12 protein-coding genes are annotated in these 12,967 nt (G+C 59.0%); 6 read left to right on the forward strand and 6 right to left on the reverse strand.

What is annotated here, in order from left to right:
• Positions 1-224: 224 nt before the first annotated feature.
• On the forward strand, positions 225-458 hold the full coding sequence (locus tag J2X37_RS10005) for a hypothetical protein (protein ID WP_310020669.1): 234 nt from the start codon (positions 225-227) through the stop codon (positions 456-458).
• A 1-nt stretch (position 459) separates the two neighbouring features.
• Here the strand turns inward: J2X37_RS10005 and J2X37_RS10010 are convergent, their stop codons facing one another.
• A complete protein-coding gene (locus J2X37_RS10010; RefSeq protein ID WP_310020671.1) occupies positions 460-666 on the reverse strand; it encodes a helix-turn-helix transcriptional regulator in 207 nt (68 codons plus the stop codon).
• Between J2X37_RS10010 and J2X37_RS10015 the strand changes: the two genes are divergently transcribed.
• Positions 571-1,707: a DUF4268 domain-containing protein gene (locus J2X37_RS10015; protein ID WP_310020674.1), complete on the forward strand. Its 1,137-nt coding sequence runs from the start codon at positions 571-573 to the stop codon at positions 1,705-1,707. The genes J2X37_RS10010 and J2X37_RS10015 overlap by 96 nt on opposite strands.
• A 226-nt stretch (positions 1,708-1,933) precedes the next feature.
• On the opposite strand, the gene J2X37_RS10020 is transcribed toward J2X37_RS10015, so the two are convergent.
• Together J2X37_RS10020 and J2X37_RS10025 are read right to left on the reverse strand one after the other, a co-directional pair.
• Complete coding sequence (locus tag J2X37_RS10020; protein ID WP_310020677.1) at positions 1,934-2,989, reverse strand: hypothetical protein; 1,056 nt, start codon at positions 2,987-2,989, stop codon at positions 1,934-1,936.
• Positions 2,986-3,321 (reverse strand): hypothetical protein, encoded by a 336-nt coding sequence (locus J2X37_RS10025; RefSeq protein ID WP_310020680.1) that lies wholly within the window; start codon positions 3,319-3,321, stop codon positions 2,986-2,988. The genes J2X37_RS10020 and J2X37_RS10025 overlap by 4 nt, the downstream gene beginning before the upstream one ends.
• 121 nt (positions 3,322-3,442) lie before the next feature.
• On the opposite strand from J2X37_RS10025, the gene J2X37_RS10030 reads away from it, so the two are divergent.
• Positions 3,443-3,706 carry a hypothetical protein gene (locus J2X37_RS10030; RefSeq protein WP_310020682.1) on the forward strand — a complete coding sequence of 88 codons (264 nt, stop codon included), beginning with the start codon at positions 3,443-3,445 and terminating at the stop codon, positions 3,704-3,706.
• Positions 3,707-3,769: 63 nt separating this feature from the next.
• Here J2X37_RS10030 and J2X37_RS10035 read toward each other — a convergent pair whose 3' ends face one another.
• The 3 genes from J2X37_RS10035 to chrA form a co-directional block, all read right to left on the reverse strand.
• On the reverse strand, positions 3,770-4,483 hold the full coding sequence (locus J2X37_RS10035; RefSeq protein WP_310020685.1) for a DUF6602 domain-containing protein: 714 nt from the start codon (positions 4,481-4,483) through the stop codon (positions 3,770-3,772).
• Positions 4,480-5,241 (reverse strand): hypothetical protein, encoded by a 762-nt coding sequence (locus J2X37_RS10040; RefSeq protein WP_310020688.1) that lies wholly within the window; start codon positions 5,239-5,241, stop codon positions 4,480-4,482. The genes J2X37_RS10035 and J2X37_RS10040 overlap by 4 nt, the downstream gene beginning before the upstream one ends.
• Before the next feature lie 434 nt (positions 5,242-5,675).
• Complete coding sequence (gene chrA, locus J2X37_RS10045; protein ID WP_310020691.1) at positions 5,676-6,869, reverse strand: chromate efflux transporter; 1,194 nt, start codon at positions 6,867-6,869, stop codon at positions 5,676-5,678.
• An 814-nt stretch (positions 6,870-7,683) separates the two neighbouring features.
• Between chrA and J2X37_RS10050 the strand changes: the two genes are divergently transcribed.
• The 3 genes from J2X37_RS10050 (at position 7,684) to J2X37_RS10060 (ending at position 12,912) form a co-directional block, all read left to right on the forward strand.
• Positions 7,684-10,131, forward strand: a complete 2,448-nt coding sequence (locus tag J2X37_RS10050) for a TonB-dependent receptor (RefSeq protein ID WP_310020693.1) — start codon at positions 7,684-7,686, stop codon at positions 10,129-10,131.
• 31 nt (positions 10,132-10,162) lie between these two features.
• Positions 10,163-12,187: a metallophosphoesterase family protein gene (locus J2X37_RS10055; RefSeq protein WP_310020695.1), complete on the forward strand. Its 2,025-nt coding sequence runs from the start codon at positions 10,163-10,165 to the stop codon at positions 12,185-12,187.
• 62 nt (positions 12,188-12,249) lie between these two features.
• On the forward strand, positions 12,250-12,912 hold the full coding sequence (locus J2X37_RS10060) for a hypothetical protein (RefSeq protein WP_310020697.1): 663 nt from the start codon (positions 12,250-12,252) through the stop codon (positions 12,910-12,912).
• Positions 12,913-12,967 lie beyond the last annotated feature (55 nt).

Consider the following 12,967-nt stretch of genomic DNA (forward strand, 5'->3'; position numbering starts at 1 on the left):
CTCCGATAGCGGGCAGCGTGATTGCTGCTCCCACCACCTGCAGCCCCACCGATCGCATCGGTTAGGGCAGCGGCCGATCGGGTCGGCCGTCATCTGTCACAGCCACCAATGCTCCGCTTTCCCGGGAAGTCCAGTCGATCTCGAACAGGATCTGCAAGATCAGCAAATGCTGGGGATGGACTTGTCCATCATGTCGCGGCTTGGTGCAGGGACGAGGTGCAAGGATGAGCGACATTCAGGATGACGAACGGGCAGAGCGGATCGCTGCGGCGTTCGCGCTGCTGACAGCCAGGCTTGAGGATGCAGCAGGCCTTGCTGGCGAGGGGCAGGCCTATAAGCCGGATGTCGAGCTGAAGCTTCTGGCCAAGCAGATCGCCGAGCTGGCCAACGAGGCGGGCGTGATAGCGGCCGCCTTGGCTGAGCTCCTGCTTGCCTCCGACCAAGATCCCCCAGCGTGAGTCAGGCGTCGAGCAGCTCGCCGGGCGTCACCTCGAGGGCAATCGCCAACCGGTCGACTACCACAATCGTGGGATTGCGCGCGCCGCGTTCCAGATCGCTGATGTAGGTCCGATGGAGCCCGACCTCGAACGCGAAGGCTTCCTGCGAAAGCCCCCGCCGGGTGCGGAGCGCACGAAGATTGTTGGCGAGGCGAAGGCGGACATCCACGAGCCCACGGTCGCGGCAATGTCGCCGGACAGTCTACAGACTATCAGTGACATATCGCGTTCGGCCCGGTACCGGTTCGAAGACTGGAATCGGGAGGGCGAGATGATTGGCAGGTTGGAGCGGGTTCCACTCAGGGAAGTGTGGGTGCACGAGGCCCTGGACTTCACTCAGTGGCTCGAACTCAACATCGATGTTCTCAACGATGCGCTCGATCTCGAGATCGTCAACGTCGACCGTGAGCAGGCCGCAGGCAAGTTCAGCATCGATCTGGTTGCAGAGGATATCCACGGCCGCCAGCTGATCATCGAAAACCAGCTTGAGAAGAGCGATCATGATCATCTCGGCAAGCTGATCACCTATTTGACCGCCTTGGGCGCCAAAGGCGCAATCTGGATCGTGAAGGACCCGCGGCCCGAGCATGTGGCGGCGGTGCAGTGGCTCAATCAGGCACTCGATACCGACTTCTACATGGTCAAGGTCGAGGCGGTGAAGATCCTCGATTCTGCCCCGGCGCCGCTATTCACCCTGATCGTTGGCCCTTCACGCGAGGCGAAGGAGGTAGGACAGACGCGCAAGGACGTGGCGGAGCGCTACGCCATCCGCAATCGCTGGTGGGCAAATCTGATCGAACGCTCCGCGCAGCGGACGAGACTGCACGCCCATATTACTCCCGGTGAGTACAGCTGGATCGGCGTGTCAGCGGGTCACCCCGGTATCAACTACAATTACACGGTCACCCAGGGGGGACGAACCGTTGAACTCTACATCGACCGTGGGCGCGGGGCGGAGGAACTGAACAAGGCGCTCTTCGAGCAGTTGCATCAACACCGTAACGAGATCGAGACGGCATTCGGCGGCGAACTTGCATGGGAAGCGCTGGACGGGAAGCGGGCCTGCCGGATCCGGTATTCCATGGGCGACGGTGGTTATCGTAACCCGGAAGACGAGTGGTCCTCACTTCATGAGAGCCAGATCGATGCAATGATCCGGTTGGAAAAGGCAATGAAGCCGTTTGTGAGAGGACTCCGGTCGGCGTCCTAACCAAGGCGTCTGCTTTGCGCCCTCATCCCAGTCATTCGACAACCTTTGGCACGTCGCCCGAAGCTGTCGTTCCCGGAGCGGGAGTTTACGGCGACCCAATGGTCTGGATTTGGGACAATTCTGACGTTCCAGAGAAATAGTTCGAACGGCAGATCTCACCGGGAACGGACATTGAGCGATTGCGTGACTAGCGCTGTTGGTCGACAGAAAATTGGGGTAATGATGGTCATCCACCGAACATGGAAATAAGGGGTGCCCACACTGGTGCTGCAGCTATCGCCGTTCCCGCAGCGCCTCCGATTGCGCCTTCGACGATTGTCTTTAGAGATTTGCCTGCCGAGTCAATGATAGCCGGGTCCGGCTCGTCCATCAGCTGTGCTTCGATTGTCGCCACCTGCGCGTCGGCTTTCCGTCGCTTCGCGCCATCAAGCCCAAGCTCGTCTACATGTTGCCTGTAGAGCGCGACGATCGAACGAAGATCATCCGACGAATAGGTCGTCGTTTGTGTCCCATAACCGCCGGACGAAATGTGCTGAAGAGGTGAGTTGTGCATCTCGCCAATATTGTAGGTTACGCTAGACGGTTCCCGCGAACTTTGCTCCACTCGTTTCCTCGCGCTCGATGAAAGATCGACATAGAGCATGGCGCCGGTGGGATTGAGCGCCGACCCCTCTTCCAAAAGAGCTTCCGTGACACTGGTGAGGCGATCGCGATCCCACTCTGGAAAATACTTATTGGCGGCATCCTGGATAGATGGTCGCTTCCCATCCTGTCCTAGCCGAAACAACGCTTGGAGGAGATCCCTTTTATCCTCTTCGGTTACTATTTCTGATTTCGCACCCTGAAACGGCTCACCATGTGCGTGCTCTTCCACATATACGGCAAAGTCGCGATTAAACGGAATAACGACGGCCGCAGTTATCTTCCGAATGTTCGCTACAAGCTTTCTGCCACTGTAATAGTAAGTGTGAGAAAAATTCAAAAACCAGTTAGGGTCTGCAGCGCCGCGCTCGATTATATGTATGACTAGGCCCAGCTCTTCCTTACGGCTTGCGGGCCAGTTCAAGCGCGCACTGCCCATCATGCTGCCGCCTTGGTTCGCCCGCTCCAAAAACGCGTCGAAGTCAGCAGCTGCACGCAGATCACTAGTGATGGCGGCGAGATCGGACCCGTTTAGCGTTTGAGCCAGTCGCTCAAGTGGTCGCTCGTATGTGTTATAATCAGCGGACTGTAGATCGAGGACGGCGTTGTTCAGATCGCGCAGAGCGGACTTAACACTCATATTTCGCCTTCCTGTTCGTTCCGAGCTTCGGAAGCACGTTCGAGGATAGCTTGTCGATACCTCTCCTTGACCTCACTGACGATGCCTTCGATCATGTCGTTTCGGCTGTAGTCGCCGACCCGCTCATCGACCGTTTGCTCCATTTTCTGGATAGCGACCTCGATGCTTTGCGGGTCGTTCGGATCGAAGTTCACGGTGCCGATCTCGCCGTCCAATGCTGCAATCGCCTTCTCAAGCTCCTTCATCTTCCGCGACAACTCGTCCAAGCCCTTAACCACGCCACTCGCTCCTGTCGTCCGTTTCCGCCCCGCCGAGATGGCGCAGAACTGCAAGCGAGTCACGCAGTCTGGTCGACAGTAGGTAACGCCATGGCATCGAACTTTATCACAAGCATCTGGTCTTCGCGCTCAACACGATCCTCGAACCGGCCGGAGCTTTGAGAAGAACCACAAGATGATTGATCTATGGAAAGAGGTCGTCGACCTGCACGCGGCGATCGACCGGGAGCTGATCGGCTATTTCGACGCCTTCGATCCGACCGGCCAAGTGTTCCGCTATCCCGAGGACATCAAGGGCAACCGACATCTGGCCGAGCACAAGCTCATCAACGTTGAGGTGCTGCGCGACCAGACGGCCGAGCTGCGCGAAATTCTGGAGCGCTGGGTCTATCAGGCGGCCGATCATCGCGATTGGCAGATCGATCAGATCAAGACCTAGGGCGCGGAGCGAGCGTGACGACGATCGCTGTTGCGGTCGAGATATCGCCAAAGCAAGCCGAGTTCAGATCATGCCTGCATAGGCGCGCACATCGAGCATAGGCGCGGTCCCGATCGCCTGGAGCTGCGCGATCAGCTCTAGTAAGAAGCGCGTTGCAGCCTTGTCGATCGAGGTCACCTCGAAATCGTTATCCCGGCGCATAAACCAGCCGGCATTGGCGACACAGCCAAGATCGATCACCCCTTCCGCCATATCCTGCCGGAGATGACCAATCAGCGTGTCGCCTAGCGGCGGTGTCCACCCTGCGCCGAGCGTAAGTATGCCTGCCAGGATATGGTGGAGCGGCTTGGGTCGCGAAGGCCCTTCGATCGTCTCGGCGGAGAGGCTGGTGCGATGTAGGCGGCGCACGGACGCCGCTTTGTCACGCGCGTAGCGGATATGATCGGCCGTCAGTTCCTGCTTGGCTTCGAACACAGCATAGACGCTCTCCGCCGGGACGACATCGGTGCCTTTGAAGCTGAACACGAACGGCGAATATTGGCGGTCGTGAATGATGACGTCGATCTGCTGGCTGAAGTCGCCTTTGCTGTCGACGACAAAACCTTTCCGGCTTTCGTAGCGGCGCGGCAGATAGTGGTTGAGCACGTCGTTCCAGACCTGCTCGCTCGCATCTCCCTTATCCGTTGGGTGCCCGAGTTTTCGGGCGGTCGCGAGTTCGCGTTCGATCTTGTCGTGGAAATCGGCGAAGAGGACGGCGAGAGACCAGTCGGACGTCATTGGAACACGGTCTCCCAGGAGCTGTTCAGCGCCGAACGCGCGGCCACTGCGAGGGCGGCTTTCGCGACGGCCGTTAAGGCCGCCGATACGGTATTGTTGGTATTCGAGGGATCGATGAGCCTGCGTGTCGCGATTGACTGATCGATGGCGCGAAAGGCGGTGACGACGTTCTCCTGCACCGCGCCGACCCGAGCGCCCTTCAAGGCGTCGATCACGAAGAGTTCGAGGTAGAATGACGGCCAGTCCAGCCCGAAGCGATTGCGCCAGATCTTCATCAAGCGGATCTCGTTGATCCGGCCCGACCCGGAGACGACGCGAATATGTTCGTTGATGTTCGTCTGGAGCCAACTGCCGGTCTTGTTGCTCCACAGGCTATGATAGTTTCCGTACTGATCCTGCCGGCGCCCCGGGGTCACGTCGACCTTCCAACCGCCAACTGCGATGCCGATCGAGACATTTTGACGCCGCACCGCATAGCCCGCTTGCGACAAGGCATTGAACAGTGTGTCGTAGATCGACTGGAGCGTGTCGCTGAGCGTCGACGTCAAGGAAATGAAAATGTCGATGTCAGTGCCGCCGTGCACCGCCGTGCCTTTGGCAAAGGAACCGCTCGGGCGAATATCCACGATATACTGGGTGCCCCAGCGGCGGAGTACCGGGTCGATCGTGGCTTGGACGCCGCGCACAGGCGAATAGAGGCCCGTGTCAACGGTGTGCCGTGTCAGCACCATGCGAATATGTTCATCAATTCCCATCATCGCCGCCGAGTATAAGACTGAAATTCACTTGTCTCGTCGATAACCATTCGACGCGGCAAATGAGGTCGCGTCGCGGAGAGGTCATTAGCGGTAGCTTCTGTCAGGAGCAGACGTTCGAGGTGGCTGAACTGAACGACCGGCGTTGGTCGAGAACTGCCATGGCCAAGCTGTTTCAATGATCGTCCCCTATGTCGGCATTGCATTAGCAGACATGTAAACGGCGGCACCTAGAGAGTCGCAGGGAGATCTCTTTGCTTGCGACATCTGCTCCTGGGGAACCGCGGAGCCGTTCGTGATCAGGCAGGGCGAGGAAGGTAAGCCAGTTGCGCCTCGCACAAGAGTTTGCGCGCCGTCCTGATGCGTCTGCGTCTGCGTCTGAGGTATAACCGCGCCCAAACCCGGTCGAACTTCATCTACGCCGGGCCGTTCGGTGCTCAGGTTAGCAACAAGCCACCCGCCACTGCACCGGCTGCAACGATTGCGGGCGTAACCCATTTCCCTTTCAGCATCCACGCGCCGAATAGCGCAACGAGGAAAATAGGCGCCGCAAGCAGAGGCGACTCCAGCCTCGCGACTGCGCTGATCGCCAGCGAGATCAGTGTGGCGGCAATGATTCCCACGGCCGCCGCAGCCACGCCATCAAGCAGGCGGTGCAAGCGTGGATGATCAACGATGCTTTCCAGCCTCTCGTAGAACACTAGGCTGAAGGCAAAGGCGGGCAGGAACATGCCTGCGGTGGTCGCCAAAGCGCCGTAGAAACCACCCGCCAGGTATCCTGCGAAGGTGGCAAAGATAACGAGAGGTGCGGGCAGGACGTTGGCGAGCGCAACGCCGTCGAGGAACGCGCCGTCGCCAAGCCAACCACGCCCGACCGTATCGGCGCGGACGTACGGTATGGCGGTGTAGGCACCTCCAAACGTCAGCATCCCGCCTTTCAGACCTGCCAGAAACAGCGCTAAGGTATCTACCGGCTGACGTGGTCCAGCAACGTTCATTACCGTGGAAACGTCGCTGGCAGGCACCAGCAGCCAGGCAAGGACCACAATCACCGCTGCCAAGGCAATTGCCACGCCGGGCCTAGTCGGACGCGAATAGGCCAAGGCGCAAGCGACAAGAGGCACCCAGAAAGGCACCCCGACGAGAGTGGCAACAGCTGCGACGGCCGCAAAACCCCAGAGCGCGAGATCGTTGAGGATGTGCTGTCCGATCCGTTGTACCGATCTTGCAATGACCGCCAGCACCGCCACCTGCACGCCAAGCAGGATGCCGGAGAGTGCTTCTTGTCCCTGGATATATTCGGCGTAGGCCCAGCCGCATGCAAGCATCAGCAAAAAGCCGGGGAGCATAAAGCCCAGGCCCGCCAGCAAGCCGCCGATGCGACCGCGAGCCATCATGCCCATGTGTACGCACAACTCGTGCGCTTCCGGACCCGGCAGTATCTGCATCACTGCCAGCAGCCGATTGAAGCGGGCTGGAGGAATCCAATTCTCTTCGGCCACCAGCGACTGACGGATCATCGCGATTTGCGCTACCGGTCCTCCGAAAGCTAACATGCCGAAGCGAAGGAACTTGGCGAAAAGCGCAAGCAGCGACAAACGGGGAACGGCGGTATCTTCAATCTCAGGCATGCGAGCTCCAAGCCGCAAAGCGCGGCGTTACGGAGCGGAGCTTGGGTGCAGGCAACACCTGAGCGGGCGTCCGCGAGGGCCCGCTGTATATTGCTAGCAAATCAGATTTCAGAATTGAATGCTGAATTTGAAGGTGTCGTGCGGAAAGTTCAGGGAGGATTAGGACATGCTCAATTTTGTGATGAGTTAGCCAAATCCCGGGACTGATCTAATCAACGTGTTCTTTGATGGGTTGCGGTCGACATTGTCTTACACAAGGACAACTAAACCGAATTGGCCTCGTCAGCGCTGTGTCCGGCCCAGCTAGAGCCAGTGGCCTTTCCAGGCGGGAGGCCAGCGGATCACCCGTTAGCAAAAAGCGTGCCTTTAGTTGAAACAGCAAAAACTTCGCTTGACGGCGCATCTGTCAATCTAATAAGTAGACATTACTCCGCACGCACCCATGGCCGGGTGGGCGTGCAACACAAGGAGCTCGGCCCGCGGCTTTTGACTGGGATGCAGCTTGCTCCGCGTGACCAACCGCTAAAGCGCACGATGCTCAGGCGACCACGCCCGGCGTCGTGTTCCCCTCACAATATGATGAGGTGATACGATGCGCATGATTATCAGCATTTAGACTTCTTACGTCGCAGGCCGCCGGTCGATCCAACTTCGGCCCTGCCGCGCATCCATGTCATGCGCGGCCCCGCCGCCACCGGTCACGGCGGCCTGCTTCCAAATTTCTTCGTGCGCCCGACGCAAGCCGATCGCTGCGTCTTGATCCGTCCACTCAAAGTGGGGGGCGGAGCGCTGTGCCTATTTGTCAGGACTCCCAATGTTTTCTCGTCGCTTTCGATTTTCGCTTGCTCTTTATGGCGGCGCCAGCGCGCTCGCGCTTCTAGGTGGTACAACCGCCCATGCCGAGAACGCCGCTCCGAAGGTCCCCGCGGATACCTCCCAAGACACGCCCGTCCTGCCCATCGCCGCCGCTTCGACTGCGAGCGCTGCGCCAATCGACGTCGGCACGAACGACGGCGAAATCTTCGTCACGGCCCGGCGACGGGCAGAGAGGGCTCAGGACGTTCCGATCGCGCTAACTGCTGTTTCTGGGGAAACGCTGGAGCGGACCGGTGCGGTCAACTTGCTGCAGATCTCCGAACTCACGCCGACGCTCGTTATTCGCAACAACAATGCGCGCAATACATTTGCCAATATTCGCGGCCTGGGCTCCAACTCGGATCAGAACGACGGACTCGAGATCGGCGTGGGCTTCTACGTCGATGATGTCTATTACGGACGCATCGGCGCCTCGCAATTTGACCTCATCGATCTCGAACGCGTCGAGGTTCTGCGCGGGCCGCAAGGCACTTTGTTCGGCAAAAATACGACCGCGGGCGCTATCAGCATAGCGACGCGAGCGCCCCAGTTCACGACCGGTTTCAACGGTGAGGCAACGGTTGGTGAGCAAGGCTATCACCAGATTCGCGGGTCGTTGACCGGTCCGCTGTTGGAAGGGCTCGCAGCCTATCGACTGACTGTATCCGACACGCACCGGGACGGGTCCCTCACTAACCTGTTTAATAATCGCAAGATCAACGATTATGATAACTTCTCCGTGCGCGGCCAGATTCTGTTAACGCCGTCGCCCGACATCGATGTGCGTCTGATCGGCGATTACTCGCGCCAATCCGCCTACTCGCGGGTCGCCAGCGTCGTCGGCGTGTTTACGGAGTTCGCCAACGGCGCTCGGCTGGCAAACAACTTTCTCGATCGGGCCGCTCGGGCCGGTTATGTTCCTCCCTATGACATCTCGGATCCATGGGCGCGAGAGGTAGACGCAAACGCGGACATCCAGGCGGACATGGAAGGATATGGTGTCTCAGGCAAATTGGATTGGGACCTTGGCGCCGCGCGGCTGACGTCGATTACGGCCTATCGCTGGTGGGACTGGTACCCGCTCAATGATCAGGACAACACCTCGCTTACCGTGAACGTCCGCGGCGGCACTACCAACCGACAGCGACAGTTCAGTCAAGAACTTCGCCTCGCTTCCGAAGGGGAGCAGCGGATCGACTACGTGGTTGGTCTTTATTATTATTGGCAGGTCATCCACGGTCTTGGCCAATATGGTTTGGGTCCGGATTATGCGATCTGGAACAACCCCAACGCCAACAGGGTGCTAGCCAACTACGCTTATACGGGCTTTCAGTCGGACTCGGTCATCGAGCCGCGGACCAAGAGTTACGCCGCCTTCGGCCAGCTCACCTGGCGGGCGACCGACGCGCTGAGCGTGACCGCCGGCCTGCGGTTCACGCATGAAGACAAGACCGGGCTATTCGATCAACGCACGGTGGCGGGCAACGACCTCTCGCTGCTCAGCCCTGCCGACCGGACTGCGGCGCAAGGCCTGCGGGATGCGCTCTATCCCGAAGTCCGCTACACCACCGGACTGAAAGACGATGCGCTGACCGGGCAAATTAACCTGGCCTATAGGCTGGCGCCTGACGTTCTTGCATACGCCAGTTACGCGCGGGGCAGTAAATCGGGTGGGCTCAGCCTTGGCACATTGCCGGCGGGAATTTCTCCGGTTGTCGACCCAGAGACGATCGACGCCTACGAGATCGGACTGAAGAGCCAGTTCTGGGACCGCCGCGTAACTTTAAATGCTGCCGCTTACTGGACTAAGGTCAAGAATTATCAGGCTGCCATAAGCGAGAACATCGGGGGCACCACGTCCTTCCGGCGCTACATCTCGAACATTCCAGGCGTGCGATCGCGCGGCGTCGAAGCGGATTTGGCCGTAGCACCCAGTCCGTGGCTGCGCTTCACAGGGTCAGTCGCCTACAATGATGCGGTCTATATAGACTACACCAACGCCCAAGTGGCACCGGAGAACCGGAACGTCAGCCAGGTGCAGGATCTTAGCGGCGTACAGCTCGCAAACGCTCCGAAGTTGATCTTCCACCTTGCAATCGACGCGGCGCGGCCTGTGCAGTTGGCGACCCCTGACGACGAGGTCTATGCGCGCCTCGATTACAATCGCCGGTCTTCCAACGACACCAGCGGCAGCAATTCCATTTATACTCGGATCGCCGGTTATGGCCTCGCCAACGCCCGATTGGGGGTGCGGCTCGACGATAGCCGATTCGATCTGTCCGCGTGGGTCACGAACCTCTTCGACAAGCAGTACTTCACCTCACTGAGCGCGGCCAACACTGGCCTCATCACCGGCAACCTCGGCGATCCACGCACGGCCGGTGCCACGCTGCGCGTGAAGTTCTGACCTGCTTATCCCTTAACCTACAGGTGTTCCCATGAAGTATAATACAACGCTTAAAAATCGCGCATCGCGCATCGGGCTCGTCTTTTCCATCTCATCGCTGCTGCTGATCTCTGAACTGGCGATCGGCGCGCCCGATGGGCAGCAGACATCCACTGCCCCCGCGCTGGAAAGGCTGGACGGCATTACCCACGGCCCGCAGCTTGGCAACGTCAGCGCGACTTCGATCCGGATATGGGCTCGCACCCGCCAGCCCGGTGCCTTCAGTGTCATCTATTCCACCCAGCCCGACCTTTCCGAAGGCACAATATCGGCGCCGGTGAAGACCAGCTGGAGCGATGATTCCACTGGCTGGATCGAGCTGAAGGGTCTGAAGCCCGGCACCAAATACTTCTACGCGCTTTCGCTTGATGGGAAGGTGGCCGACACCCGGGTCAATGGCAAGGTGAACAGCTTCCTGACCCTGCCTGACAGCGCTGCCTACGTAGACCCGGAGCTCAACCCAAAGGGGCTGTTCAATTTCGCTTTTGAAGTCGGCACCGGCAACAACCAGACCGCGCAGGGCAGCATCCCGCCCACCTACGCGACCATGCTGGACCAGTTGAAGGACCGCATCCACTTTCAGATTCAGAACGGCGACTGGATTTACGAAGTCGGACGGCAAACCACGCAGGACCAATGGGCCGCTGCGAACGGTGTGACAGCGCCGCCGAATGTAACGAGCCTTGCCAAGGGAATCACTGGGGTCTGGGAGAATTACAAGATCTACCTTGATAATTCACCGTCCCTGGCCAATTTCTACCGTGAGGTGCCCCAGTTCGTCACCGCCGACGACCACGAAATTTTGAACGACGTTACGGGATCGGGCGAGACCGGCTTCCGGGTCGATGCGCGAGGCAAGCCGTGGCAGCAGAAACTGCAAAGCGACGATCACGACGCCAATGTCGAGCGGGCGGTGTTCCGCGATCCAGCCCTTGCCGGGTGGTATGACTACATCGGGTGGAGCAACCCTGACATCGGCAAATCGCAGGCGCAGGTCTTCGGCGAAACCCGGACGACAGCTGGCAGCAATGTATTGAGCGATCCGGCGGCCGATTTCACGAAGCTCGATCTTGCCAAGACGTCAAACCTGCATGTGCTTTGGGGCTATGGGAATACCGGCGTTTACCGGATCGTTAAGGTGCTTGGCAAGAATCAGATCCAGGTGGAACCGGCACTGACCGTATCTGAAAAAGTTCGTTATAGCATCGGCACGAACTACTACACGAAGTTCAGCGTATCGAACTCGGACTTTTTCCTGCTCGACACGCGCACCAATCGTACCTTGCATGACAAGGACAACCTTGCCGATCCGAACACCAGCATGCTTGGGCACACGCAGAAGCAGTGGTTGTTTGATGAACTTCGAAAGAGCAAGGCCGACTTCATCTTTATCACCTCAACCGTCAATCTTGCTGTGCCGCACGACAATGGCGCCTGGTATGGGCAGGGCAGCGGTGGTGCGGGCAAGGACGATGGCTGGACGGCCCATCTTCATGAGCGCGCCGAACTGCTGAAGGTCGCGGAATCTCTGGGTAAGCCGGTACTCTTCCTGACGGGCGACCTCCACAAATCATTCGTCGCGCGTGTGGCACCGGGCGTCTATGACATCGCCACCGGTCCGCATACCAGCAGCAACCACCGCCTCGGCGATGCCGGCGGTTCGCCGCCAAGCGGCTGGTATAAATCTGGCGACCGACTGGTGAACATCCTGTGGTCCAGCAACCAGTATCGCAACGACAGCGGTGGCGATGGAGGGCGCCCGAGTGGCAAGGGGTGGCCGATCTACACGGTGATCAGGGTCAACAACGCGTACAATATCCCAAGTGAGGGCGGAAAAGACAGGTGGATAGCCTATCCCGAACCCCAGATCGTGCTGGAGTTTCGTGATGGATATACAGGCGAACTAAGTTTCGCTCACTCGGTGTCGGCTTCCGAGGCGCGACCCGAACCAGTTCTTGTCTCGCCGGATCGGGTGAAAGCGCTCGGCGGGATCCCGGCTTCCGCTCAGGCGAACTGACTGTCCTGATCTCCCTCTCATCTGGGAGGGAGATCAAGAACTTCGTCAAATTGGAACTCCTCATGAACGACCATTTCCGCGCCGATGTTTTTCTCCCTGAACATGGAAAATCAGAATATGATTTCCACGCGGCGCGCGTACATAAAGTGGCGATTTACCTTTCGATGGGTTCGCTGACTTATGCGTCCGTCCGCTACAATCTGATCAAGGGGGTGCCGTGGTCTGACTGGCCAATGTACACCGTCAACAAGGCGGCGGCACTACTGGGAATGCTCCTTATTGCTAGCGCGTTGCTGTCACTCTTGGGGCGTGGTCCGACCACAAGCGGCCCGTATTTCCGGCTGGCGGGCTGGGCAATCACCGTCCATGCTATATTGTCCCTGTCCTTGCTTGATCCAGCTTATTTTCCAGCCTTTTTCAGCGGCGGCAAGCTGGTCATGTCAGCAGGGTTTGCCCTCTTGCTTGGCGCGATTTGCACCACGACCTTTGTCCGCGCCGGCCGGGACGCATCCAGATGGTCGACGCGAACGCAGCAGTACGTGACGGGCGTCATCGCCATTGCGAGCGGCTTCCACGCCGCATTGCCCGGTTGGACAACGTGGCTCGAGCCTGGCCGGTGGCCGGGCATGATGCCGCCCATCACGATGATCTCCTTCCTGATTGGAGTGGCGTGCCTCGCTATGGTCCCTGTGCGCGATTACCGGAGCCGCCGAGGGCAAACCTGACAGACCGAGCTCGGCGTCAAATTTTTCACCTAGCTCTGAAACTCTACTCAATTCA

The organism is Croceicoccus sp. BE223 (assembly GCF_031457155.1).
Taxonomy (GTDB): Bacteria; Pseudomonadota; Alphaproteobacteria; order Sphingomonadales; family Sphingomonadaceae; genus Croceicoccus.

What these genes read in the sequence shown, in the direction of transcription:
- J2X37_RS10005 (WP_310020669.1), top strand. Translation starts at nt 225, where the DNA reads ATGAGCGACATTCAGGATGACGAACGGGCAGAGCGGATCGCTGCGGCG.
- J2X37_RS10015 (WP_310020674.1), top strand. Translation starts at nt 571, where the DNA reads ATGGAGCCCGACCTCGAACGCGAAGGCTTCCTGCGAAAGCCCCCGCCG.
- J2X37_RS10020 (WP_310020677.1), bottom strand. Translation starts at nt 2,989, where the DNA reads ATGAGTGTTAAGTCCGCTCTGCGCGATCTGAACAACGCCGTCCTCGAT.
- J2X37_RS10030 (WP_310020682.1), top strand. Translation starts at nt 3,443, where the DNA reads ATGATTGATCTATGGAAAGAGGTCGTCGACCTGCACGCGGCGATCGAC.
- J2X37_RS10035 (WP_310020685.1), bottom strand. Translation starts at nt 4,483, where the DNA reads ATGACGTCCGACTGGTCTCTCGCCGTCCTCTTCGCCGATTTCCACGAC.
- J2X37_RS10040 (WP_310020688.1), bottom strand. Translation starts at nt 5,241, where the DNA reads ATGATGGGAATTGATGAACATATTCGCATGGTGCTGACACGGCACACC.
- chrA (WP_310020691.1), bottom strand. Translation starts at nt 6,869, where the DNA reads ATGCCTGAGATTGAAGATACCGCCGTTCCCCGTTTGTCGCTGCTTGCG.
- J2X37_RS10050 (WP_310020693.1), top strand. Translation starts at nt 7,684, where the DNA reads ATGTTTTCTCGTCGCTTTCGATTTTCGCTTGCTCTTTATGGCGGCGCC.
- J2X37_RS10055 (WP_310020695.1), top strand. Translation starts at nt 10,163, where the DNA reads ATGAAGTATAATACAACGCTTAAAAATCGCGCATCGCGCATCGGGCTC.
- J2X37_RS10060 (WP_310020697.1), top strand. Translation starts at nt 12,250, where the DNA reads ATGAACGACCATTTCCGCGCCGATGTTTTTCTCCCTGAACATGGAAAA.